The 23,166-nt window shown below is 74.5% G+C and carries 20 protein-coding genes; 9 read left to right on the top strand and 11 right to left on the bottom strand.

The genetic code is table 11. From position 1 onward, the window contains the following. The 4 genes from ACIA5F_RS08450 (at window position 1) to ACIA5F_RS08435 (ending at window position 5,538) form a co-directional block, all read left to right on the top strand. Window positions 1-177 carry an FxLD family lanthipeptide gene (locus ACIA5F_RS08450; protein WP_399350529.1) on the top strand — a complete coding sequence of 59 codons (177 nt, stop codon included), beginning with the start codon at window positions 1-3 and terminating at the stop codon, window positions 175-177. A gap of 133 nt (window positions 178-310) precedes the next feature. Further along, on the top strand, window positions 311-3,238 hold the full coding sequence (locus tag ACIA5F_RS08445) for a lantibiotic dehydratase (RefSeq protein WP_399350527.1): 2,928 nt from the start codon (window positions 311-313) through the stop codon (window positions 3,236-3,238). Then, on the top strand, window positions 3,235-4,428 hold the full coding sequence (locus tag ACIA5F_RS08440; RefSeq protein WP_399350525.1) for a lanthionine synthetase C family protein: 1,194 nt from the start codon (window positions 3,235-3,237) through the stop codon (window positions 4,426-4,428). The genes ACIA5F_RS08445 and ACIA5F_RS08440 overlap by 4 nt, the downstream gene beginning before the upstream one ends. A gap of 87 nt (window positions 4,429-4,515) precedes the next feature. Beyond that, entirely contained in the window at window positions 4,516-5,538 is a 1,023-nt protein-coding gene (locus tag ACIA5F_RS08435) for a thiopeptide-type bacteriocin biosynthesis protein (RefSeq protein ID WP_399350523.1), read from the top strand. Between the two features lie 220 nt (window positions 5,539-5,758). Here the strand turns inward: ACIA5F_RS08435 and ACIA5F_RS08430 are convergent, their stop codons facing one another. Together ACIA5F_RS08430 and ACIA5F_RS08425 are read right to left on the bottom strand one after the other, a co-directional pair. Further along, window positions 5,759-6,829, bottom strand: coding sequence for a small ribosomal subunit Rsm22 family protein (locus ACIA5F_RS08430; RefSeq protein ID WP_399350521.1), 1,071 nt, complete (start codon window positions 6,827-6,829; stop codon window positions 5,759-5,761). Between the two features lie 79 nt (window positions 6,830-6,908). Further along, the gene (locus ACIA5F_RS08425; RefSeq protein ID WP_399350520.1) at window positions 6,909-8,309 is read right to left on the bottom strand and encodes a Bcr/CflA family efflux MFS transporter; all 1,401 of its coding nucleotides are present in this window, start codon (window positions 8,307-8,309) and stop codon (window positions 6,909-6,911) included. Between the two features lie 157 nt (window positions 8,310-8,466). Between ACIA5F_RS08425 and ACIA5F_RS08420 the strand changes: the two genes are divergently transcribed. Next, entirely contained in the window at window positions 8,467-9,330 is an 864-nt protein-coding gene (locus ACIA5F_RS08420) for a PhzF family phenazine biosynthesis protein (protein ID WP_399350518.1), read from the top strand. A 65-nt stretch (window positions 9,331-9,395) separates the two neighbouring features. Here the strand turns inward: ACIA5F_RS08420 and efeU are convergent, their stop codons facing one another. From efeU to ACIA5F_RS08390, 6 genes are all read right to left on the bottom strand, one after another. Continuing rightward, a complete protein-coding gene (gene efeU / locus ACIA5F_RS08415; protein WP_399350516.1) occupies window positions 9,396-10,238 on the bottom strand; it encodes an iron uptake transporter permease EfeU in 843 nt (280 codons plus the stop codon). Window positions 10,239-10,259: 21 nt separating this feature from the next. After that, window positions 10,260-11,618 (bottom strand): iron uptake transporter deferrochelatase/peroxidase subunit, encoded by a 1,359-nt coding sequence (gene efeB / locus ACIA5F_RS08410; RefSeq protein ID WP_399350514.1) that lies wholly within the window; start codon window positions 11,616-11,618, stop codon window positions 10,260-10,262. A 71-nt stretch (window positions 11,619-11,689) separates the two neighbouring features. Then, window positions 11,690-12,829 (bottom strand): iron uptake system protein EfeO, encoded by a 1,140-nt coding sequence (gene efeO, locus ACIA5F_RS08405; RefSeq protein WP_399350512.1) that lies wholly within the window; start codon window positions 12,827-12,829, stop codon window positions 11,690-11,692. Window positions 12,830-13,018: 189 nt separating this feature from the next. Then, the gene (locus ACIA5F_RS08400; RefSeq protein WP_399350510.1) at window positions 13,019-13,966 is read right to left on the bottom strand and encodes a heme ABC transporter ATP-binding protein; all 948 of its coding nucleotides are present in this window, start codon (window positions 13,964-13,966) and stop codon (window positions 13,019-13,021) included. Further along, window positions 13,963-15,054, bottom strand: a complete 1,092-nt coding sequence (locus tag ACIA5F_RS08395; protein WP_399350797.1) for a FecCD family ABC transporter permease — start codon at window positions 15,052-15,054, stop codon at window positions 13,963-13,965. The genes ACIA5F_RS08400 and ACIA5F_RS08395 overlap by 4 nt, the downstream gene beginning before the upstream one ends. 85 nt (window positions 15,055-15,139) lie before the next feature. Further along, window positions 15,140-16,171, bottom strand: a complete 1,032-nt coding sequence (locus tag ACIA5F_RS08390; protein WP_399350508.1) for a hemin ABC transporter substrate-binding protein — start codon at window positions 16,169-16,171, stop codon at window positions 15,140-15,142. A 115-nt stretch (window positions 16,172-16,286) separates the two neighbouring features. Here ACIA5F_RS08390 and ACIA5F_RS08385 point away from each other — a divergent pair, with 115 nt between their 5' ends. The 3 genes from ACIA5F_RS08385 (at window position 16,287) to ACIA5F_RS08375 (ending at window position 20,278) form a co-directional block, all read left to right on the top strand. Next, complete coding sequence (locus ACIA5F_RS08385; RefSeq protein WP_399350506.1) at window positions 16,287-17,771, top strand: HtaA domain-containing protein; 1,485 nt, start codon at window positions 16,287-16,289, stop codon at window positions 17,769-17,771. A gap of 137 nt (window positions 17,772-17,908) precedes the next feature. After that, window positions 17,909-19,513, top strand: coding sequence for an HtaA domain-containing protein (locus ACIA5F_RS08380; RefSeq protein WP_399350504.1), 1,605 nt, complete (start codon window positions 17,909-17,911; stop codon window positions 19,511-19,513). 57 nt (window positions 19,514-19,570) lie between these two features. Beyond that, the gene (locus ACIA5F_RS08375) at window positions 19,571-20,278 is read left to right on the top strand and encodes a PhzF family phenazine biosynthesis protein (protein ID WP_399350502.1); all 708 of its coding nucleotides are present in this window, start codon (window positions 19,571-19,573) and stop codon (window positions 20,276-20,278) included. Window positions 20,279-20,473: 195 nt separating this feature from the next. Here ACIA5F_RS08375 and ACIA5F_RS08370 read toward each other — a convergent pair whose 3' ends face one another. Together ACIA5F_RS08370 and map are read right to left on the bottom strand one after the other, a co-directional pair. Continuing rightward, window positions 20,474-21,121 (bottom strand): heme oxygenase (biliverdin-producing), encoded by a 648-nt coding sequence (locus ACIA5F_RS08370; RefSeq protein ID WP_399350500.1) that lies wholly within the window; start codon window positions 21,119-21,121, stop codon window positions 20,474-20,476. A 156-nt stretch (window positions 21,122-21,277) separates the two neighbouring features. Further along, entirely contained in the window at window positions 21,278-22,135 is an 858-nt protein-coding gene (map, locus tag ACIA5F_RS08365) for a type I methionyl aminopeptidase (protein WP_399350498.1), read from the bottom strand. Between the two features lie 72 nt (window positions 22,136-22,207). Between map and ACIA5F_RS08360 the strand changes: the two genes are divergently transcribed. Then, the gene (locus ACIA5F_RS08360; RefSeq protein ID WP_399350496.1) at window positions 22,208-22,450 is read left to right on the top strand and encodes a hypothetical protein; all 243 of its coding nucleotides are present in this window, start codon (window positions 22,208-22,210) and stop codon (window positions 22,448-22,450) included. A gap of 66 nt (window positions 22,451-22,516) precedes the next feature. Here ACIA5F_RS08360 and ACIA5F_RS08355 read toward each other — a convergent pair whose 3' ends face one another. Next, a complete protein-coding gene (locus ACIA5F_RS08355; RefSeq protein WP_399350495.1) occupies window positions 22,517-23,122 on the bottom strand; it encodes a hypothetical protein in 606 nt (201 codons plus the stop codon). Between the last annotated feature and the right edge of the window lie 44 nt (window positions 23,123-23,166).

Below are 23,166 nucleotides of genomic sequence, written 5' to 3'. Positions count from 1 at the left end.
ATGACTCAGCAGATCCCGCAGGCCACGACCGGCGCCGGCGAGTTCAACCTCGACGTGCGGGTGGTCGAGGCCGGGGCACCCGTAGCGAGTCTCCTGCTGGACACCAGCGACAACTGCGGCAGTACCTGCGCCAACGGCGCCACCGCCTGCGTCTCCGTCAGTGGCGAAGCCGCCTGATCCGGTGTCACCGCGAGGTGAGGTGGAGCACCAGCGCCGGCCGCGCTGCTCCGCGTCACCTCCGAAGTACCCGCCGCCGGGCACACGGCCGTGTGCCCGGCGGTACCACACCAACAGCGAGGGGGCCCAGGTCATGGCGGGCGGAGCGCGGCTGTACCGGCACACGGAGGCCCTGTTGGTGCGGGCCACCACTCATCCCGGGACGGGAGTACCGGAAGCGGACGTAGACCTGTCCGGACCCGGGGCCGCCGAGCGCGGCCGGACCTGGCTGGTGGCTGTCCGGGAGCATCCGCAGGCTCGCCAGGCGCTCGAAGCCGCGAGCCCCGTCCTGGCCGCGCAGACCGCCGCCGTGCTGGCCGCCGACTCGCCAGGGGCGAAGGAGGTGCAGAGGCTGGTGCACTCCACCGCCGCTTACCTGTTGCGCTGGCAAGGCCGTGCAACCCCCTTCGGGCACTTCGCCGGAGTGGCTCCCGCGCGTATCGGCCCGCAGCCACAGGCCCGGTGGGGTAGCGGGCATCGTGCCGTACTGCGCCCGGACGCCGTCTGGCTAGGGGCGGTCGCCGACCAGCTCACTGCCGACCCCGAGGTCCTCAAGAGCCTGCCCATCGCTGCAAACCCGGCCGCCGTCACCCGGGGCGGGCGGATCGTCGCCCCCGGCCGTACGCCGGACAAGGGGCTGGCCCCGCTGGAGGTGTCGGTGGCGGCCACCGGCCCCGTGTGCTCCGCGCTCGCCGCCGCCTCCACCCCTGTCGTGTTCGCAGACGTGGCCAAGGCCATCTCCCTCGACTTCCCCCACGCCGACAGCGCCACCGTCCACGGGCTCCTGGCCCAGCTCCTGGAGCACGGCGTGCTGCTGTCTGCTCTGGACGAGGTGGCCACCGCCATCGACCCCGTTGGCGCCCTGCACGCCGTGACCGCTCTTGCGGGGCAGATGACCGGGAGTCCCGCGCCGTCGTGGGCGGACACCGCCCTCGACGCTGACATCACCGTCCCCGAGGCGGTCCTGTCGCAGGTCGAGAGGGCCGCGTCCGTGCTCGTACGGCTCTCGCCGTATCCGGCGGGTACGCCGACGTGGAGGGACTACCACGGGCGCTTCCGGCAGATGTACGGGGACGGTGCGGTCGTGCCGGTCGCCGAGCTGGTGGGCGATGCCGGACTCGGCCGGCCGTCCGGCTACCTCGGCGCCGCCCGCCCGGTCCCGGCCCGGATGCTGTCCACCCGTGACGAAGCGTTCCTCGCTCTCGCCCAGCAGGCCGCCCTCGACGGGGCCCGGGAGGTGGTCCTCACCGAGGCGCTCCTCGCGGAACTGGGCGTGGTGGAGGTGTCCGGGATGGTTCCGCCGCCGTGCGTGGAGATGGCGTTCGAGCTCCACGCCGATAACGCGGAAGAGGTACGGCGGGGCAGGTTCGAAGTGTGGCTGACCTCAGCGGCCCGACCTGCCTCCTCCATGGCCGGACGGTTCGCCGACCTCCTGCCCGGCCCCGACGCCGATCGGCTGGCCGCCGCCCTCGCCGGGCCGCCCGGCCCGCTGCCCGCGCAGCTGGTCTTCCCGGCCCGCAGACGCCGCAGCGCCAACGTCACGCGTGTTCCCCGCCTGCTGGAGCACACCATCGCGCTCGGCTGGCCCACCCCGGGGCACGGCAGCATTGCGCTGGACGACCTCGCCGTCACCTGCGACCCCGACCGCTTCCACCTGATCCGGGCCTCCACCGGCCAGCTGGTCGAGCCCCGCGTTCTGCATGCGCTGGAGCCTCGCGTGCTGACGCCGCCGCTGGCACGGTTTCTCGCCGAAGTCGCCGGAGCCCACCGCACTCTCTGGCGGCTTCCCGACTGGGGCGCCGCCGCCCGTCTGCCCTACCTGCCCCGCCTGCGGCACGGCCGGGCCGTCCTCGCCCCGGCCCGCTGGCTCCTGGCCGCCGCCCAGCTGCCCGGCCCCTCCGCCGAGCGGCCCGCGTGGGAGGAGGCGTTCGACCGCTGGCGTACCCGGCAGAAACTCCCGGCCCGTGTCGTGCTCGTGGAGACGGAGACGCGACTGCCGCTGGACCTGGACGTGCCGCTGCACCGGGAGCTCCTTCGGGCCCGCCTCGCCAAGGCCCGGGAGGTCGAAATACGTGAAGCGCCTTCCCCGGCCAGGGGCTCCACGTCGCCTTCCGCGGGCGGGTTCATGGGCCGCGCCCACGAGTTCCTCACCGTCCTGCACACCACTGCCCCCACCGTCGTCCGGCCGGCCGCGCTCGTCGTTCCGGTGCCGGTGCCGGAGTTACCCGGCTCCTCCAGCACGGTGTGCGCCCGCCTGTACGGGCACCCTGGCCGACAGGACGAGATCCTCACCGAGCACCTGCCCCGGCTCCTGGCCGGGTGGGACCCGACCCCGCTGTGGTGGTTCACCCGCCACCACGACCACGACCCCCACCTGATGCTCCTCCTGCGGCTCGCCGACCGGGCCGTATATGGGCAGGCCGCCGAGCGACTCGGCGACTGGGCTGACGAGCTGCGCCGCCACCAGCTCGCCTCCCGCCTGGACCTGACCACTCACCGGCCGCACAGTGCCCGCTTCGGCCACGGCCCGGCCCGTGAAGCCGCCGAGCAGGTCTTCGTGGCGGACACCGCCGCCGCGCTCGCCCAGATCACGTATGCCGTGCGTGCCAGCGTCCCGGCTGAAGCAGTCACCGCCGCCTCCCTCGCCGACCTCGCCACCGCCTTCGCGCCCACCCCCGGTGACGGATGGTCCTGGCTGGCCGCGAACCTGCCGCGCGAGCGCGGCCCCGTGGACGCCGGGCGGCCACGGCACACCCTGGCCCTCGCAACGGCTGACGCCGACTGGCGCCGTCAGCCGGACGGGCAACCTGTCACGGCCGCGTGGGCGGACCGCGCCGAAGCGCTCACCGCCTACCGGCAGGCCCTGGCCGCCGAACGCGACCCGATGACCGTGCTGCGCGCGCTGCTCCAGCTCCATCACGTGCGTGCCCTCGGCAGCGGCCCTGGCGCCGAGCGGACCACCCACCGTCTCGCCCGTGCCGTCGCCCTCGGGCACACCCACCGTCGGAAGGCCCGCCCGTGAACGCGGCAACCGTTCTCCAGGCCCGATACCGCCACCTGCACGCCCCCGACGAAGGGCAGGACCCGGCGCTCGCGCAGTCACTGGCCAAGGGCCCGGCCGGGGTGGCCCTGTGGCACATCGAACAGGCCCTCACCGGCACCGGTGGCTGGGAGCCGGTGAAGGCGTGGCTGTCTGCCGCGACCCGGGCCGAGGTGACCGCCGCCGACTCCGCCTGCCTCACCTACGGGGCTCCGGCCTTGGCGTTCGTCCTGCACGCGGCCGGCGCGGACGGACAGGACCGTTACCGCACAGCCCGTGACCAGCTCGACGTGGCCACCACCGCCCTCGCACACCGGCGCGTGGCAGCCGCCCACGCCCGGATCAGGGGCGGCGAACCGGCGGCGTTCGCCGAGTACGACCTCCTGCACGGGCTGACCGGCATCGGTGTGCACCTGCTGCACCACACCCCTGGGGATGACGCCCTCGCCGCCGTCCTCTCCTACCTGGTCGCCCTGACCAGGCCGCTGGCCGTGGACGGTGAGACGCTGCCGGGCTGGTGGTGCGCCCACGACCCCCGCCGCCTTCATGCTCCCGGCGGGCACGCGAACTTCGGCATGGCCCACGGCATCACCGGCCCCTTCGCGCTCCTCGCCCAAGCCCTGCGCCGGGGCGCAGTCGTGGACGGGCAGCGCGAGGCAGTCGCCACCGTCACTGCCTGGTTCGACCGATGGCAGCAGCATGACGATCACGGCCTGTGGTGGCCGGAGACGATCACCCGCCAGGAAGTCGTCGCCGGACGGCCGCAGGTGACGGGCACCGGGCGACCGTCCTGGTGCTACGGCACCCCTGGCATCACCCGTGCCCTCCAGCTCGCTGCCATCGCCACCGCCGACATCGGCCGCCAGGAGGCCGCCGAGAACGCACTGGCCGCCTGCCTCTCCGACGAACGCCAGCTCGCCCACCTCGCCGACGCCGGCCTGTGCCACGGCACGGCCGGCCTGTTCCAGACCACGTGGCGTGCCGCCCGGGACGCCCGGACGCCCATCCTTGGTGCTGCCGCCCGCCGCCTCGCCGACACGTTCGCCGGCCAGCGCGCCTTCGAGGACACCGCCTTCCTCGAAGGCGCCGCCGGGCAGGCCCTCGCCCAGGCCACCGCCCTGCACGATCGTGCCCCCGCCTCCCGCTGGGACGCGTGCCTTCTCATCGACTGATCCGACCTCCAGCCGACGCAGGTGCTCCGGCCCGCACCCGTCGGCCGCCGTGCTTCCCACCTTCCGCGGAGAGGACCCGAGCCCCCGATGAACACTCCGTACGTCTCCCAGCAAACTGAGGACGCGGTCCTTGCCGTCCTGGCCGGACAGCCGATCCTTGCCATCGCCGCCCGTACGGGCATCGCACCCGCCGAACTGGGCGACGCCGTCGCCCTCTACCGGGCCGCCGGACGCGACGCCCTGACCGAACAGGCCGCCCGGCTCGACTGGTACCAGGTCCGCGTCGAGTTCCCCGACTGGAGCCGCTGCGAGGACGCCGCCGCCCTCCTCGCCGGAAGGCTCGCCGCCGCCGAGCAGACCGGCCTCGTAGGTGCCTGGTGGTTCGTGCGCAAGGCCCCCCAGTGGCGGCTGCGCGCCCTGCCCGGACCGCACGGCCCCGAGCGGCTGCGCCACGTCCTCGCCGGCACCCTTGACGTCCTCGTGGAACAGCAGACCATCACCAACTGGTGGCCGACCGTCTACGAGCCCGAAGTTCCCGCCTTCGGCGGCCAGGCCGCCATGGACATCGCCCACGCCCTGTTCCACGCCGACAGTGCCCACGTACTCGACCACATCCAGAACGCCGAGCCGCCCATGGGCCGCCGCGAACAATCCGTTCTCCTGCTCTGCGCACTGTTCCGGGCCGCGGGACTGGAATGGTTCGAGCAGGGTGACGTCTGGGACAAGGTCTCTCGTCTACGGCCGCTTCCGGCAGACGTGACGACCGCCCGGCTCACCGAACTCGGCAACGATCTCCGCACGCTGATGAACACCGATCCCTCCCCTCTCTTGGCCCCCGGCGGCACGTTGGAAGCCGTCGCCCCGTGGATGGCCGCCTTTGAGACCGCAGGACGCGCCCTCGGCGAGGCGGCAGCAGCCGGAACCCTCGAACGCGGCCTGCGGCAGGTACTCGGGCACCACGTGATCTTCCACTGGAACCGGTTCGGGCTCACCGCCCGCGCCCAGGCCCTCATTGCCCACGCTTCCACACACGTCGTGATGGCCCCGCTCTCCGCTCTCCGCTCTCCGCACTCAGCGGCGACCGCGGTGACATCCTCGTCGCCGACGTGAGCGGCCAAGGCGACATCGCCGCTGTGCATTGCCGGCGTGGCGGGGGGCGTCGTCGAGACTATCGACGTGGTGTGGGTGCCCAGAAAATCGGTGACCCGCTTCATCCCCGTCATCGCCCCCACCAGCCCGTCGTGCCGCCTGCTTGAGCTGGGTCGGCGGGGAGGGGCGCCGGCCCAGCTGATGGAGAGCAAGAGCGCGGGCGCCGGTTCGCGGCCGGGTGTCAGTGCTCCGTGGGGGCCGTGGGGCGGTCGCCGTGGCCCTCAGGGGTGGGCGGCGGCCACTCCTGGCCCCAGTCGGCGTCCCGCGCCGCCCTGTAGAGGCCGCCGTGCCGCTTGGTCACGGTGGCCCGGGTCAGGCCCGTGTCCTGCGGGCCGCACAGCTCCAGCAGGACGAGCCCCTTGCGGATCTGCGGCCTCCGCGTGATCCGCGAGGCGGCGGGCTCCACCGGGAAACGCGTCGCGGCCACGTAGCTGAACTTCTCGTCCTCGTAGGCCAGCGACCCGCCCTTGACCTTCCGGTGCAGGGAGGAGCGGCTCACCCGGGCCGAGAAGTGGCACCAGTCCTGGCCCGGCTCGATCGGGCAGCTCCCGTCGTGCGGGCAGGGGGCGGCGACCTTCAGCCCGGCCTCGATCAGCTGGTCGCGGGCCTCACGGATGCGCAGGTAGCCCTCCGGCGTGCCCGGCTCGACCAGCACCACGGCCCCGCCCGCCCGCGCCGCCTCGGCGACGACCGCCCGGCGCGCCTCGGGCGTCAGCTCGCCCAGGACGTACGAGACCGTCACCAGATCGGCGTCGGGGAGGCTGATCCCGGTGCCGATGACGGCCTTGCGCCACTCGGCCGCGCGCAGCGCCGGGGACCCGGAGGCCGCCGCCAGCTCCTGGCCGAGGGCGAGCGCGGGCTCCGCCCAGTCCAGCACCGTGGTCCCGCGGGGCCCGGCCCAGGTGGCGTCCACCGCCCAGGTCGCGGCGCCCGTGCCGCCGCCCACGTCCACGTGCGAGGCCGGCGCCCACCCCGGGGCCGCCTCCGCGAGGCCGTCCAGGGCGGACCGTACGGCCTCGAAGGTGGCCGGCATCCGGTACGCCGCGTACGCCGCCACGTCGGAGCGGTCGCGCAGCACGGGGACGTCGGTCGGGGTCTGCCCCCGGTAGCTGGCGATCAGCCGCTCGACGGCGGCCGTGGCCTGCTTGGGCGGGAGCCCGTCGAGCAGCCCGCCCAGCGCGGTGCGCAGGGTCCCGGCACTGGTGGGCACGGAGGGGAAGGCGGAGGGGAAGGCAGAGGGGGAGTCGTTCACCTGGGAAGTTTACGGCGCCCCCGGTCCCGCCCCGACGGCCCGGGACCCCTCAGGCTCCCGGGGCGCCCCGGCCCTGCGGCTACGCGGAGAGGGGCGCGGAGGGCTCGCGGGTGCGCCACGGCCGGCACAGGGTGAGGAAGCAGCCCACCGACAGCAGGGAACACACCAGCTGCACCAGCGCCATCGGCACCGCCGTGCGCTCGCCCGCGATCCCGACCAGCGGCGAGGCTATCGCCCCGATCAGGAAGGAGGAGGTGCCGAGCAGCGCGGAGGCCGATCCGGCCGCGTGCGGGGTCCGCATCAGCGCCTGCGCGTTGGTGTTCGGCAGGACCAGGCCCATCGCCGACATCAGGACGAACAGCCCGGCGGAGACCGGGACCAGCCCGACCCTCCCGAAGACCCCGGCGGACATCAGCAGCAGGGCCACCGAGGCGAGGGTGATGATCCCGAGCCCGACGGTCAGGGCCTTGTCCAGGCTGACCCGGCCGACCAGCAGCTTGCCGTTGATCTGGCCGACGATGATCAGGCCGATCGAGTTGAGGCCGAAGAGCAGGCTGAACGTCTGCGGCGACGCCCCGTGGATCTCCTGCACGACGAAGGGCGAGGCCGCGATGTACGAGAAGAGCACCGCGAAGGCGAAGCCGCCGGCCAGGGTGTAGCCCGCGAAGACGCGGTCGCCGAGGAGCCCGCGCATGGTCCGCAGCGCGGCGCCGACGCCGCCGGTCTGGCGGCGTCCGGGCGGCAGGGTCTCGTCCAGGCGGCGCCAGACGACGAGGGTGAGGACGGCGCCGACACCGGTGAGGACGACGAAGACCCCGCGCCAGTCGGCGAAGCGGAGCACCTGGCCGCCGATGAGCGGGGCGATGATGGGGGCCGCGCCCGATATGAGCATCAGGGTGGAGAAGAACCGGGCCATCTCGAAGCCGTCGTAGAGGTCGCGGACGACGGCCCGCGCGATGACGATCGCCGCCGCCCCGGCCAGGCCCTGGAGCAGCCGGAAACCGATCAGCAGTCCGGTGGTCGGGGCCAGGGCGCAGAGCGCGGTGGCCAGGACGTAGACGACCATGCCGGCCAGCAGCGGCCTGCGCCGCCCCCACTTGTCGCTCATCGGGCCGATCACGAGCTGGCCCAGGGCCATGCCCGCCAGGCAGGCGGTCAGGGTGAGCTGGACGGTGGCGGCCGGGCTGTTCAGGGCGGTGGTGACCTCCGGCAGGGCCGGGAGGTACATGTCCATGGAGAGCGGGGGCAGGGCGGTGAGCCCGCCGAGGATGAAGGTGACGAGCAGTCCGGTGCGGCGGGCGGCCACCAGGGGCGCGACCGGCGCGACCGGTGTGGCCGGTGAGATCGCCGGGGCCTGTGCGACCGGTGCGGAGGGGGTCCCGGGCGGCGCGTTCTCGGGGTGCGCGGCGGGCCTCGGGACGGAGGGCGTTCGGGGCGGCTGCTCGTTCGGGGCGGCTGTCGCGGGGCCTCTCTCCGGCATGCGGGACTCCAGTCTGCTTGTCTTGTTGTCTTGTTTTCACACCCCTGGCCGGTCCATGCTCTCAGTTGCCCGGGGCACCTGTGGACAGCCCGCCACCGGCGGGCGACGGCCGCCGGGGATATGTGCCCGGGCGTGGCGCGTCGCAGATCATGGCGGTATGACCGCCACCGAAGTACTGCGCTACGCCGCCTTCTCCGCCGACCCCGAGGGCGGCAACCCCGCCGGGGTCGTGCTCGACGCGGCGGGGCTGGACGAGGCGGGGATGCTCGCCGTCGCCGCCTCGCTCGGGTACAGCGAGACCGCGTTCCTGACCGCGCCGCCCGAAGGGCTGGGAGGCGCGGACGGGCGGGCCTTCACGGTGCGGTACTTCAGCCCGGTGGCCGAGGTCCCCTTCTGCGGGCACGCCACCGTGGCGACCGCCGTGGCGCTGGCCGAGCGGACAGGGCCGGGCGAGCTGCTCTTCGCGACGCGCGCGGGGACCGTCCCGGTGACGGTCACCGCCGGGGACGGCGGGCTGCGGGCCGTGCTGACCAGCGTCGAGCCGTACACCGAGGAGGTCGCGGCGGCCGACCTCGCCGAGGCGCTGGCCGCGCTGGACTGGCCCGAGGCCGACCTGGACCCGGCGATCGAGCCGCGGATCGCCTACGCCGGGGCCCGGCACCTGGTGCTCGGCGCCGCCACCCGGGACCGTCTCGCCCGTCTCGACTACGACTTCGACCGGCTCGCCGGGCTCTCCCGCCGCCTGGACCTGGCCACCGTGCAGCTGGTCCACCGCACGGGCCCGGCAGAGTTCCACGTACGCGACCCCTTCCCGGTCGGCGGCGTCGTCGAGGACCCCGCCACCGGCGCCGCCGCGGCGGCCTTCGGCGCGTACGCCCGGGAGCTGGGCCTGGTCCCGCCGAGCGCGGTCCTCACCCTGCACCAGGGCCAGGACATGGGCCGCCCGGGGCTCCTGACGGTCGAGCTGCGGGCCGGCGACCCGCGGGTGCGGGTGGGCGGCGCGGGCGTACGGATTCCCTGACGCGCCCGGCCTGACGCGCCCGGCCGGGCCGGACGCCCCGACGGGTGTCCGGTTCCGGCACGGGGTCACCCCCGGTCCGCCGCCGGGCCGGTGTTCCGCCGCCGGGGCCCCACGGCCGGGGCCAGGAACAGCGCCAGCACCGGGACCAGGTACAGCGCCCACACCGTGAGCTGGAGGACGGTGGGGTCGGGCTGGAAGTTGAGGACGCCCTTGAGCAGGGTCCCGTACCAGCTGTCCGGCGGGACGGCGGCGCTGACGTCGAACGCCCTGTCGCCCAGCCCGCCCAGGAAACGGGCCTCCTGGAGGTCGTGCACCCCGTACGCGAGGACGCCCGCGGCCACGACCACCAGCATGCCCCCGGTCCAGGTGAAGAACTTCGCCAGGTTGATCCGCAGCGCCCCCCGGTAGAACAGCCAGCCCAGGACGACCGCCGTGGCGATGCCCAGCAGCACCCCGGCGAGCGGCGCCGAGGAGCCCTCGCCGCTCGCCCGGACCGACGCCCACACGAAGAGCGCGGTCTCCAGCCCCTCCCGGCCCACGGCCAGGAACGCGGTGGCCACCAGCGCGCCGGTGCCCATCGCGAGCGCCGCGTCGAGCCTTCCGTGCAGTTCGCCCCTCAGGTGCCGCGCGGTGCGCCGCATCCAGAAGACCATCCAGGTCACCAGGGCGACCGAGAGGACCGACAGGGTGCCGCCCAGCAGCTCCTGCGCCTCGAAGGTCAGTTCCCGGGTGCCGAAGGTGAGCAGCGCGCCGAAGGCCAGCGAGAGCGCGCAGGCGGCCGCGATGCCCGTCCAGACGGGCGCCAGCGCGTCCCGCCGCCCGGTCTTCACGAGGTAGGCGACGAGGACGCAGACGACCAGACTGGCCTCCAGTCCCTCGCGCAGGCCGATCAGATAATTGCCGAACACGGCGGTTCCTCTCCGGAGGGGTTACGCGAACAGCGTCCGGCCCCACCAGTCGTCCGTGTCACGGACGCCCGGCGGGACGGCGAAGACGGCCGAACCCACGTGCTGGATGTATGCGTTGAGCGCGTCGCCGCGCGCCAGGGCGCGCTGCACCGGGACGAACCCGGTGCGGATGTCGCGCTGGTAGCAGAGGAAGAACAGGCCCGCGTCGAGGCGGCCCAGCCCGTCCGTGCCGTCGGTGAAGGAGTAGCCGCGGCGCAGGATCGTCGCGCCGCCGTTGCTGTCGGGGTGGGCGAGGCGGACGTGCGCGTCCGGTTTCATCGCCTTGAGGAACGGCTCGTCGTGCTCCTCGGACCTCCCCACGGGGGCGCCCTCGCCCTTGTCGCGGCCGAAGACGTCCTCCTGTTCCTGGAGGGAGGCCCGGTCCCAGGTCTCGATGTGCATCCGGATGCGGCGGGCGACCAGGTAGGAGCCCCCGGCCATCCAGTCGCTGCCGTCGCCCGGGGCGGCCCACACGTGCTCGGCCAGCGCGGCCCGGTCGGTGCCGGAGACGTTGCGGGTGCCGTCCTTGAACCCCATCATGTTGCGCGGGGTCTGCGCGTCGGGCGTGGTCGAGGAGGTCTTGCCGAAGCCGAGCTGCGACCAGCGCACCGCGACCCGGCCGAAGCCGATCCTGGCCAGCTGGCGGACGGCGTGCACGGCCACCTGCGGGTCGTCGGCGCACGCCTGGACGCAGAGGTCGCCGCCGGAGCGGGCCGGGTCCAGGTTGTCCCCGGGGAAGGGTTCCAGGTCCGCCAGGGCCTGCGGGCGCCGCCGCGCCAGGGCGAACCGGTCCCGGTCGAAGAGGGACGGGCCGAAGCCGACGGTCAGGGTGAGCCGGGACGCCTTCAGGCCCAGGGCCTCGCCCGTGTCGTCCGGCGGGGCCTGCGGCGGGCCGCCGAAGCCGCCCCCGCCGACGGGGTGACCGGCCGTCATCAGCCGGGCCGCCGCGGTCCACTCCTCCAGGAGCCGCACCAGCTCGGCGCGGTCCCCGGTCGTCACGTCGAAGGCCGCGAAGTGCAGCCGGTCCTGGACGGCGTCGGCGATCCCGGCCTGGTGCGCGCCGTGGAAGGGCACGGCCGTCCCGGCGGCGGCCGGCGCCGGGTCCGGGCCGCCGTGGAGGGCCGCGACGGCGCCCCCGGCGGTGGCGGCGCCGAGCGCCAGCCCGGCCCCGCCCCAGCCGAGGACGGCCCGCCGCGAGGGCGTGGCCCGCCCGCCCGCGCCCTCACCGGTGGCCGCGCCCGTCGCCGTGCCCCTGTCCTTGCCGGGGTCCTTGCCCGTTCCCGGGTCCTCGCCGTTGTCCGGTTCCGGGTGGTCCGGTGCCGGCTGCTGTGCCTCGGCCATCTCTCGGTCTCCCGCCCGCTCCGCCGTCGTCCGCCGCTGTCCGCTGTCTGCTGTCCGCCGCCGTCCCGCGTCTACTTCACGACCGCCGCGGCCAGCTTGGACAGCGGCTCGGCCAGCGCGTTCACCCCGTCGGAGAGCTTCTTGCGGTCTGCCTCGCCGACCTTCTCGTAGGAGGTGAACTCGTACGAGCCCTTGTCGGCGCGGTACGTGTCCAGCAGGGCGCCCAGCGCCGCGAACCGGGTGTCCAGCACCTTGGCCAGCTCCGGGTCGTTCTTCGCGGCGACCGGCCTGAGCAGCTCGTACGAGGTCTGCGCGCCTTCCAGGTTGGCCTTGAAGTCGACCAGGTCGGTGTGGCTGTAGCGCTCCTCCTCGCCCGTCACCTTGCCGGTGGCCACCTCGTCGAGCAGCTCCTTGGCGCCGTTCGCCATCGAGGTGGGGGTGATCTCGGCCTGGCCGACCCGCTTCTGCCACTGGGTGAGGTCGCTCATCAGGGTGTCGGCGAGCTTCTTCTCCTCGTCGCCGATCCTGCCGTCCTGGAACAGCGCCTTCTCCAGGCGGTGCCAGCCGGTCCACTCCTGGCCGGCCTCCAGGCCGTCCTCGCGGACGTCGACCTTCGGGTCGATGTCGCCGAAGGACTCCGCGACCGGCTCGGTGCGCTCCCAGCCGATCCGGGAGGGGGCGTACGCCTTCTTCGCGGCCTCCACGTCACCGGCCTTGACGGCGTCCGCGAAGAGCCGCGCCTTCGGCAGCGTCCCGTCGGCCTGCTCCTGCACGTACGTGCGGTACGCGGCGACGGCGGCGTCCTGCTCGGGGCTGCGCTTCTCGCCGCCGCCCTGGCCGGTGGCCCTGACGGCCTGGCGGATGCCGTCACCCTTCATGCCGGGCTTGCAGACCAGCGCGTAGTCGCCCGCCTTGATCTCGGCGGTGATGGTGGCCTTGGTGCCGGGGCCGATGTTCTCGCGTTCGGCCACGATCCGGTCGTCGGGGAAGAGGACGTAGACCTCGGTGACCTTGGAGCCCTTGTTCTCGACCTCGACGGTGACCTTGCCCGCCGGGAACTCGGTGCGGGAGACCTCGCACGCGCTGTCGCTCGCGTCGACGCGGAGCGCGCCGGAGCCGTCCGCGCCGCTCTTCTCGGCGCAGCCGGTGACGGCGGTGAGTGCGGCCAGGGAGGCGACCGCGGTGATGGCGGTGAGGCGGGCGGGGCGCATAAGGGGGCTCCTGGACGTCTGACGGGGGGCCGTCCCGGGAACGGAAAGGCGGGTTAGGCGGACCTAACCTAACCGAGGCCAGCCGGGCCCCGACCCGCTTTCCCCGTGATGCGGCTCTCACCTTTCGTCCCCGGACACGGGCCCGTCACAGACCGTCCATGACGGCCCCATGACCCGGTCAAGCAGCGGTCAAATCACCCTCGCGCCCGCTCCGGCCGCCCGCTCCGCGCCCGCTTCCGGACCTCTTTCCCGGCCTGTTCCCCGGCCTGTTCCCCGGCCCGTTTCCACGCCCGCCCGCGCACCCCGTACGGGGATCACCAGCGGGGCCCCGGTGCGCGGGTGCGGGAGCACCTCCACCGGCTGCCGGTAGACCCGGCTGAGGAGCGCGTCCTCGAACACCTCGTCCGGGGGCCCCTGCGCCGCGATCCGCCCGCCGTGCAGGACGGCGGCCCGGTCCGCGTAGGCGGCGGCCAGGCCCAGGTCGTGCAGGACGACGACGACCGCGTCCCCGGCCGCCGCCCGCTCCCGGCAGAGCCGCAGCACCAGTTCCTGGTGGCGCAGGTCCAGGGCGGCGGTCGGCTCGTCGAGGAGCATCAGCGGGGCCCGCTGGGCCAGCACGCGGGCCAGCGCGACCCGGGCCTTCTCCCCGCCGGAGAGCGCGCTGAAGGGGCGGGCGGCGAAACCGGCCACCTCGGTGGCGGCCATGGCGGCGGCCACCGCCTCCTCGTCCGTGTCGGCGAGCGGGGTCCCGGCCCAGGGGGCGCGGCCCATCCGGACCACGTCCCGCACCGGGAAGGGGAAGGAGAGCGCGGCGGCCTGGGGCAGGACGGAGCGGCGCAGGGCGAGTTCGGGGGCGCTCCACGCGCCGACCGGGCGCCCGTCGATCCGTACGGCCCCCGAGTCGGCCGGCAGGTCCGCGGCGAGCGCGGCGAGCAGGGTGGACTTCCCGGCGCCGTTCGGCCCGACCAGGGCCAGGACCTCACCGGCCCGCGCGGTCAGGGTGATCCCGGCCAGCACCTCGCGCCGTCCGAGCCGTACGTGGAGCCCCTCGGCCCCGGCGAAGGGCGCGCCGGGGGCGGGCCGGGCCGGGACCTCGCGCCGGCCCCGGCGCAGGAGCGTGCTCAGCGTGCCGGTCATGCCCAGCCTCCTTGCTTGCGGCGGGTGCGGCGCAGCAGCCAGAAGAAGAACGGGCTGCCGATCAGGGCGGTCAGGACACCGAGCGGCAGCTCGGCGGGCTGGGCGAGGGTACGGGCGGCCAGGTCCCCGGCGACGAGGACCACGGCCCCGCCGAGCGCGCTGCCGGGCACCAGGAAACGGTGGCCGGGGCCGTTGGCCATGCGCAGCAGGTGCGGCACGAGCAGCCCGATGAAGGTGATGACCCCGGCGACGGCGACGGCGGCGGCCGTGAGCAGGGCGACGACCAGGACGAGGGCGAGGCGCAGCCGTTCCACGTCGACGCCGAGGTGGCGGGCGGGCCGTTCGCCGAGCGCGAGGAGGTCGAGCCGGCGGGCGTAGAAGGGGGCGGCGAGCAGTCCGGCGGCGGCGCAGGGCAGGACGGCGAGCACCTTGGGCCAGGTGGCCTGGGCGAGGGAGCCGAGCTGCCAGAAGGTGATCTGGTTGACCTGGCCGCTGTCCGCGAAAAAGATGAACAGGCCGATGAGGGCTCCGGCGAAGGCGTTGACGGCGATGCCGGTGAGGATGAGGGTGACGACCTCGGTCCGGCCGCCGTCGCGGGAGAGCAGGTAGACGGCGCTGACGGTGACCAGGCCCGCGACGAACGCGCAGAGGGGAACGGTCCAGTTGCCGAAGAAGGTGAGCCCGAGCGCGATGGCGGCGACGGCGCCGACGGCCGCGCCCGCCGAGATCCCGATGACGCCGGGCTCGGCGAGCGGGTTGCCGAAGACGCCCTGCATGAGCGCGCCCGCGCAGCCGAGGGAGGCGCCGACGAGCAGCGCGAGCACGACGCGCGGCAGCCGGACGTTCCACAGCACGCTCTCCCCGACCCGGTCGAGCGGGGCCCCGCCGAGCCCGGCCCGGTGCTGGACGGAGGCGAGCACGTCGCCCAGGGGGATGGCGTAGGCGCCGCTGCCCGCGGAGACGAGCGCGAGGACGAGGAGGGCGGCGACGAGGGCCCCGGTCAGGAGCAGCGTGGTCCGCGCGGAGCCCCGGCGGGGGGCGTCCCCGTCGGCCTCCCGGGCCGGGCCGCCGCCGGGGGCCGCGGCCACCGGTGCGTCGGGGGCCGTGCCGGGCGAGGGGGTCCCGGGGGCCCCGGTGTCCGGGGCGCGGGTGGGCTCGTAGGAGAGGGGCACGTCAGGAAGCCTTGCCGTAGAGCTGGGTGACCAGGGAGGAGAGCACCTGGTCGGTGCGGGGGCCGTAGTTGAGCAGGACGCCGTCGTCGACGGCGATCACGCGGCGGTCCATGCCCGCGGGAGTCTGGGCCACGCCGGGGATCTTGACCAGGCCGTCGACCCCGCCGACCGAGGTGAGGCCCTTGGACATGACCAGGATCGCGTCCGGGGCGGCGGCGGCCAAGGCCTCGCTGGTGATCGGGGTGAAGTCCTTGCCGAGTCCGGACTCCTTGCCGGTGTCCACCGCGCCCGCCGCCTCCAGCAGCGAGGCGGCGCCGGAGTCGGAGCCGCCCAGCAGGTAGACGGAGGCGGTGCCGCGCAGGTAGAGGAAGGCGACCCGGGGCTTCTTGCCGGAGGCGGCCGGGATCTCCTCGCGGACGGCGTCGATCCGTTCGGCGGTGCGCCGGTTGAGCGCGGTCCCGGCCTCCTGGACGCCGAGTGCGGCGGCCACGGCCCCGATCCGCCGGGGTACGTCCTCCAGCGCCTTGGCGGGGGCGATCACCAGCACCGGGACGCCGGCGTCGCGGATCTGCTGGATCGCCTCGGCGGGGCCGGTGGTGGTCTCCGCGAGGACCAGGGTCGGGCGCAGCGAGAGCACGCTCTCGGCGGAGACGTCGTGGCCCCGCGTCACCACCGGCAGCGCGGCGGCCTGTTCGAAGGTGGCGGTGATGTCACGGGCGACGACCTGCCCGCCCAGGCCCAGGGTGTGGACGATCTCGTTGAGGCTGCCGGTCAGCGGGACCAGCCGCTCCGCCGAGGTGACGCTCACCCGGGCGCCGTCCGCCGAGGCGACGGTCACCGGCAGGGCCGGGACGGGTGCGGGGGCGAGCGGTTCGACCCGGTCCGGGGCGGTCGCGGAGCGGGCGGGGGCGCCCGGAACGGTTGCGTCCGGGGTGGTGGTGGCCGTACCTCCGCAGCCCGTCACGGCCAGGGCCAGGGCGGCCACGGCGAGCGCGATACGGGGGAAGCGGTGTGACGCGGCGGGCGTAGGCACGAAGGCACCGTCCTGATCGTCCGACTGGAGTTCTGGTGACCGGGGGGTTCCTCACCCCGACCGGGATAGCTTAGGTTAGCCTAACCTTGTTTGCCAGACCCTGGAGGGGACATTCATGTCCGCAAGACCCGTCCGTGTGTGTGCCGTCGCCCTGTTGGCGGCCCTGCTGGGAGCCCTGCTCCCGGCCACCGCCGCGCAGGCCGCGGGCCGCACCGTCCAGGGGGGTCGGCTGGACTGGGGCCTGAAGTCCTCCTTCCAGAGTTATGTCACCGGCCCGGTCGCGAAAGGCGGTTTCCAGCTGAAGAGCGGAGCCGCCACCGTCGGCGGCAGCCTGTTCCGCTTCCACTCGGCGACCGGCTCCTACGACCCCGACTCCGGCGAGTTCAGCGCCACCTTCACCGGCGGCGTGACCTTCACCGGCCACCAGAAGCCCGACGGCACCCACGAGCTGGACATGACCGTCAGCCGTCCCACCGTCAGGATCTCCGGCGGCGACGGCACCCTGTACCTGGACGTCACCAGCAAGGCCAAGGGCAGCGGTGCGGTCAGCACCCAGTCCCAGGTGCCCTTCGCCCGGCTCGGCCTCGGCGGGATCGACATGAGGGGCGGCACTTCCCCGATCGCCCTCACCAACATCCCCGCCACCCTCACCGAACAGGGCGCGACCTCCTTCGCCGGCTACTACGCGGCCGGGGTCCAGCTCGACCCCGTCTCGCTCTCCGCCGACGTCCTGGCCCCGGCCGCCGGACAGCCCGCCCAGCAGCCCCGGCCCACGCAGCCGCCCGCCACCGAGCAGGCCCCGTCCACCGCGCCCACACAGGGCGCCTTCGCCGACGCCGCCGTCGACTGGGGCGTGCGCCGCACCTTCCGCGAGTACGTCACCGGCTCCATCGGGCAGGGCCGGTGGACCCTGGCCGAAGGCGCCCAGGACGGCGGCGCCCTCTTCCGCTTCCCGCAGGGCAAGGGCTCCTACGACCCCGCGAAGGGCGCCCTGGCCGCCGCCTTCGCCGGAACCGTCCACTTCACCGGCGCCCACCTGGACCTGAAACTCGGCCGGATGGGCGTCGCCGTGGAGAACGGCAAGGGCGTCCTGACCGCCGACGTCACCACCGCCGGGGCCACGAAGAACGCCGTCCCCCTCATCGAGTTCGACGCCAAGGGCATGAAGACCGAGGGCCGGCTCGCCACCCTCACCGAAGCCCCGGCCACCCTCACCGAGGGCGGCTCCCAGGCCTTCGGCTCCATGTACAAGGCGGGCACCGAGATGGACCCCGTCTCGCTCGCCGTCGCCCTCGACGCCACCGCGCAACTGCCCGCCCTGCCCGACCTGGGCTCCACGGCCCCGCCGACGCCCACGCCGCCCGCCCCGGCCACCGCCGCGCCCTCGCAGGAGCCCGTGCCCACCGCCGCCGCGCGGCAGTCCCCGGCCGCCGGGCTGTACGTGGCCCTGGGCGTGGCCCTGCTGGTCCTGGCGGGCGGGGTGATCTTCCTGGTGCTCCGCAAGCGCCGCACCGCCGCCACCGCCGCTGCTTCCGCTTCCGCTTCCGGGGAGGCGACCGGCCCCGCCGCCCCCGGCCCCACCGACGCGCAGCAGCGCTGACCCCCCCTCACCTCACCCCCACCCCCCCCACACACACCTTCCTCCCCTCCCTCCTCCCTCTCCCTGTTCCCCCCTCTTCCCTTTTCCCTTCTCCCTCTTCACCGTTCTGCTCAGTTCTGCTCAGGAGATCCACCGTCATGACCTCCCCCCGCCGCTCGATCACCGTCGCCGCAGCCATCCTGACCGCCGCCGCCCTCGGCACCGGAGCCTTCGTCCTGCCCGCGACCGCCGCGACCTCCACGGACACCGCCCCGGCCGCCGACCGGGCCGCCGACCGGGCCGCCGCCCCGGGCCTCGTGCCCAAGGCGGGCGGGGCCCCGCCCGCCCCGTTGAAGATCATCGCGGGCACGCTCGACTGGGGTGTGGTCAAGTCCTACCGGGACTACGTCACCGGCATGGCGAAGGGCAGGGCAACCGCCGCCGACGGGGCCACCGTCAACCCGGACGGCAGCTTCCGGTTCGGCGCGCCCACCGGCCAGTACGACCCGGCCGCCGGGCACGTGGTGAAGGCCGCCTTCAAGGGCAGCGTCACCTTCACCTCCCCCGCCCCGCCGGCCGGCCACGGCTTCGAGGTCACCCTCTCCGACCTCCGCATCGACACCGGGACCAAGAAGGTCACCGCCGACGTCACCAAGAGCGGGGCGACCGCGCAGGACGTCCCGCTCGCGGACGTGGCCTTCGGCGGCCGGTCGATGGAGAGCCTGACCACGACCCTCACCCAGGAGGCCGCCGACCAGCTCGGCTCCTCCCGCTACAAGGGCCTCGCGGGCGACCCGCTGACCGCGGCGCTGAAGTTCGAGACCCCGCCGGTGGTGCCCGAGCCCACCGCGCCCACCACCGCCCCCGACCCGACGGGGACCGGTACCGCCCCCCTGGTCCCGGAGACCACCAACTCCCCGGCCCCCACCGCCACGCAGACCTCGCCCCCGGCGGCGGACGGCCCGCAGAAGGTCCTCAGCGGCAGGCTGGTCTGGGGGGTGAAGGAATCGTTCCGCAGGTACGTCATCGGCGACCCGGCGAACCCCTCCGGCACCATCACCCCCGGCGGCGGGGCCGCCAGGAGCGGCACCACCTTCTCCTTCGCCTTCGGCAAGGGCGAGCTGGACGCCAAGGCGCGGAAGCTGGCCGCCGCCTTCGAGGGCGACCTGCGGTTCCACTTCCCCGGCCACGGACTCGACCTGGCCTTCAGCAACATCCGGGTCGTCGCGGACGGCAGGACCGGCACCCTGGTCCTGGACGTCAGGACCGCGACGGGCGTCAAGAAGGACGTCCCCTTCGCCACGCTCGACCTGTCGGCGACGGACTACACGACCAAGAACGGGCTGCTGGAACTCGCCCAGGTCCCCGCGGTCTTCACCGAACAGGGCTCGGCCGCGTTCGCCAACGACGGCTCGGTCCACGACGACTACAAGCCGGGCAGGCCGATGGACGCGCTGAACCTCTCCGTGGCCGTGGACAAGGACGCCGTCCTCCCGCCCGCGCCCACCACCGGCGGTACGGGGACCACGGGCGGCTCCCCCGGCACCACCACGGGCGCCGGCACGACGGGCGGCTCCGGCTCGGTCGGCGGCTCCGGTTCCGGCTCCGCGGGCGGCTCGGTCGGCGGTTCCGCGGGCGGCAACCTCGCCGCCACGGGCGCCGAACTCCCGGCCGCGGCCCTGCTCGCCGCCTCCGGCACGGTCGTCGCGGCCGGCGCGGGCGCGGTGTACCTGGCCCGCCGCCGCCGTACGGCCCGGCTCTGACGGTACGGCCCGGCTCCGGCCGGGCCGACCGCAACCGAACCGTGTTTCAATTCCGGCGTGAACGATCTCGACGTGCTCAGGGTCTTCTGCGCGGGTGACGGCCGCCACGGCAACCTGCTCGGAGTCGTCCGCGACGGCCGGACCTGCCCGGACGACGCGTCCCGGCAGGCGCTCGCCGCCGAACTCGGCTACAGCGAGACGGTGTTCGTCGACGACCCCGAACGCGGGGTCGTCGACATCCACACCCCCGGCACGCGGATGTCCTTCGCGGGGCATCCGCTGGTCGGGGTCGCCTGGCTGCTGGACATCGAGGAGCTACGGCCGCCGGCCGGGCCCGTATGGGCCCGCGACGACGGGGAGTTCACCTGGATCACGGCCCGCGCCGAATGGGTCGAGGGCAAGCGCACCGAGCAGTACGCGAGCGCCGCCGAGGTCGAGGCGCTGCCCGCCCCGCCGCCGGGCGAGGGCTGGCTGTACGCCTGGGCCTGGGAGGACGAGACGGCGGGCCGTGTCCGCGCCCGCGGCTTCCCCCGCAGACATGCGTGCGGCGACGGCCGCTCCTGCGGTCCCGGGGCCTGCCCCGGGATGCGTGTCGTCGAGGACGAGGCCACCGGCTCGGCGGCGCTCCTGCTGACCGCCCAGCTGGACCGGGCCCTGAACATCACCCAGGGCGCGGGCTCGCAGATCCTCACCGCCCCCGGCCCGGACGGCACGATCGAGATCGGTGGCCGCGTCCGCTTCGCCCCGGACGCCCCCGGCCTCTGACCGGCGCGGGGACGGTGCGGGGCGACGGCGGGGCGACGGCAGGGGGCCGGGGGGGGGGGGGGGGGCCCCCGCCCGCCCCCCCCGGGGGCCCCCCCCCGGCGGGGGGCGGGGGGGGGGCGCCGGGGGGCCCCCGGGGGGGGCGGGGGCCGGGGCGCCCCCCCCCGCCCCGGCCCCCTGTGGAGCACCCCGCAGGGGCTACGCGGTGAGCGGGAAGCGGTCGCCCAGCTCGCGGAAGACCGCGCCGTTGAAGTCGAAGGCGCGCTTGCACTCGTCGATGATGCGCTGCTTCTCCAGGTCGTCCGCGTCGATCGCGTCCAGCAGCTCGCGGTAGCCCCGCTTGAAGGCCGCCGGGTTGGAGATGTCCGCGAAGACGTAGAACCGCACGCCGTCGCCCTTGCGCTCGAACCCCCAGGTCCGCTCCGCCTTGTCGCGGATGATCTGGCCGCCGGAGAGGTCGCCCAGGTAGCGGGTGTAGTGGTGGGCGACGTATCCGCCCGGCCATTCGGCCGCGCACCGGGCCACGCGGTCCGCGTACGCCCGGGTCGCGGGCAGCGCCACCACGGTCGCGCGCCATTCGGGGCCGAGCAGGTGCGCGAGGTCGCGCTCGATCTCGGCGACCCGCATCAGCTCGGGCTGGATGAACGGCCCGGCCACCGGGTCGTCGGCCAGGGAACCGGCCGCGTCCTCCAGGGCCCGGTACACGAACCACAGCTGTTCGGTGTAGCGGGTGTAGGCGTCCACGCCGAGCCGTCCGCCGAGCAGGTCGCTCATGAACGTCGAGGTCTCGGCCTCGGTGTGCTGCTCGTGCGACGCGACGCGGATGACCGTAGAGAAGGCGTCCACAACGGACCTCCGGAGAAAGGGGAAACAGACGTGGCAGCACCGCCGCCACGCCTGATCTTCCTACTTAGGTATGCCTAAGTCAATCCGTTCCCGACGGCCTGTCGGTAAAAACTGACCCTCTCCCGGCGCGTCTCCCGGACCGGGAGACGTCCCGGGTCACGGCAGGGTCAGGATCTCGGCCCCGGTGTCCGTCACCACGAGCGTGTGCTCGAACTGCGCGGTCCGCTTGCGGTCCTTGGTGACGACCGTCCAGCCGTCCTCCCACATGTCGTACTCGTGGGTGCCCAGCGTCAGCATCGGCTCGATGGTGAAGGTCATGCCGGGCTCGATGACGGTGGTGGCGTGCGGGCTGTCGTAGTGCGGGACGATCAGGCCGGAGTGGAAGGAAGAATTGATGCCGTGCCCGGTGAAGTCCCGGACCACGCCGTAGCCGAACCGCTTCGCGTACGACTCGATGACCCGGCCGATGATGTTGATCTGGCGGCCCGGCCTGACCGCCTTGATCGCCCGGTTCAGCGCCTCGCGGGTCCGCTCCACCAGCAGCCGCGACTCCTCGTCCACCTCCCCGCACAGGTAGGTGGCGTTGTTGTCGCCGTGCACCCCGCCGATGTACGCGGTCACGTCGAGGTTCACGATGTCGCCGTCGCGCAGGACGGTCGAGTCGGGGATGCCGTGACAGATGACCTCGTTGACCGAGGAGCACAGCGACTTCGGGAAGCCCCGGTAGCCCAGCGTCGAGGGGTAGGCGCCGTGGTCGCACATGTACGCGTGCGCGACCCGGTCCAGCTCGTCGGTGGTCACCCCCGGCGCGATCAGCTTGGCGGCCTCCGCCATCGCCTGCGCGGCGATCCGGCCGGCGGTGCGCATGGCCGCGATGGTCTCGGCCGTCTGCACCTCCGGTCCGGTGTACGGCGTGGGCGCGGGCTTGCCCACGTACTCGGGCCGGCGGATGTTTCCGGGAACGGAACGGACGGGGGAGAGCTCGCCTGGTACGAGCAGTGACTGGCCAGACATGCAGACGAGTGTATCCAGCGGGGATGGGGCAGCATGGCGGCAGAGAGCGGTACCGAGAGGAGCCCGACGACGATGGCCCTGTTCAAGAAGCGCCAGGTGGGGAAAGCGGGCGAGTGGTACTACTGCCTCGTCCACAAGAAGGTCGAGGAAGGCCCGGAGTGCCCGGCCAAGGACCGCTTCGGTCCCTACGCCACCCCGGAGGAGGCGAACCACGCCATGGAGACCGCGCAGGAGCGCAACCTCGAATGGCAGAACGACCCCAAGTGGAACGACACGCCCCGCGAGGAGGGCGACGGCACCACACCCGCGCCCTGACCCCGGCCGGAGCCGCCGCCCAGCCGCCGGTAGCGGCCCCGGGCCGGGGGCCCCGGCCCCGCGCGGTCACCAGCGGCTGGGCGGCGGCGAGGTCAGCTGGTCGGCCAGCCGCGCCAGCCGGTCCCGCAGCCGGACCGGCCCGCGCTGCGCCGGCAGGCTGTTCTCCCCGGCCGCCGCGCTGACCAGGTGCTGGACGGTGTCCAGATCCAGCTCGGCGCCGCCCTGCGGCACCGAGAGCACCTCGTGCGCGAGCACGCCCAGATCCGGGTCCCCGCCGTCCAGGGAGAGGACGGTCGCCCCCGCGCGCCGGGCGTCGTGCACCCGCTCCAGCAGCCCCTCGCCCGGCCGCTCCGGGGCCACCACCAGCAGGGTGTGCCCGCGCCGGGCCGCCGCCAGCCGGCTCAGCCCCACCGACAGGTGCGGCGGCTCCCCGGCCCGCACCCGGTGGCGCACGAGCGTCGGCGCCAGCTCCGGCAGCCCCGACCAGGCGGCCTCGTCCACCAGGTGCGCCGCCATGTGCCACGGCTCGTACTGCTCGGTACCCACCAGCAGCAGGTTCCCGCCGGCCGGCACCACCGAGCGCCGCAGCGAACCGGCGAACCGGCGCGCGGCCCCCGGCCACTGGGTACCGGCCAGCACCTCGCGCAGCAGCGCGACCCTCACGGCGTCCATGGCCGCATCCTCCACCACCCCCCGGCGGCGCGGGAGCGGTTGGG

It is taken from the genome of Streptomyces sp. NPDC051567, from assembly GCF_044454165.1.
In the GTDB taxonomy this organism is placed as follows: domain Bacteria; phylum Actinomycetota; class Actinomycetes; order Streptomycetales; family Streptomycetaceae; genus Streptomyces.
This window is presented reverse-complemented; position numbering and strand designations above follow the sequence as displayed.

Bases quoted from the DNA above. Each gene is read 5' to 3' on its own strand.
- ACIA5F_RS08450 (WP_399350529.1), top strand. From the start codon at position 1: ATGACTCAGCAGATCCCGCAGGCCACGACCGGCGCCGGCGAGTTCAAC.
- ACIA5F_RS08445 (WP_399350527.1), top strand. From the start codon at position 311: ATGGCGGGCGGAGCGCGGCTGTACCGGCACACGGAGGCCCTGTTGGTG.
- ACIA5F_RS08435 (WP_399350523.1), top strand. From the start codon at position 4,516: ATGAACACTCCGTACGTCTCCCAGCAAACTGAGGACGCGGTCCTTGCC.
- ACIA5F_RS08425 (WP_399350520.1), bottom strand. From the start codon at position 8,309: ATGCCGGAGAGAGGCCCCGCGACAGCCGCCCCGAACGAGCAGCCGCCC.
- ACIA5F_RS08420 (WP_399350518.1), top strand. From the start codon at position 8,467: ATGACCGCCACCGAAGTACTGCGCTACGCCGCCTTCTCCGCCGACCCC.
- efeB (WP_399350514.1), bottom strand. From the start codon at position 11,618: ATGGCCGAGGCACAGCAGCCGGCACCGGACCACCCGGAACCGGACAAC.
- efeO (WP_399350512.1), bottom strand. From the start codon at position 12,829: ATGCGCCCCGCCCGCCTCACCGCCATCACCGCGGTCGCCTCCCTGGCC.
- ACIA5F_RS08400 (WP_399350510.1), bottom strand. From the start codon at position 13,966: ATGACCGGCACGCTGAGCACGCTCCTGCGCCGGGGCCGGCGCGAGGTC.
- ACIA5F_RS08385 (WP_399350506.1), top strand. From the start codon at position 16,287: ATGTCCGCAAGACCCGTCCGTGTGTGTGCCGTCGCCCTGTTGGCGGCC.
- ACIA5F_RS08380 (WP_399350504.1), top strand. From the start codon at position 17,909: ATGACCTCCCCCCGCCGCTCGATCACCGTCGCCGCAGCCATCCTGACC.
- map (WP_399350498.1), bottom strand. From the start codon at position 22,135: ATGTCTGGCCAGTCACTGCTCGTACCAGGCGAGCTCTCCCCCGTCCGT.
- ACIA5F_RS08360 (WP_399350496.1), top strand. From the start codon at position 22,208: ATGGCCCTGTTCAAGAAGCGCCAGGTGGGGAAAGCGGGCGAGTGGTAC.
- ACIA5F_RS08355 (WP_399350495.1), bottom strand. From the start codon at position 23,122: ATGGACGCCGTGAGGGTCGCGCTGCTGCGCGAGGTGCTGGCCGGTACC.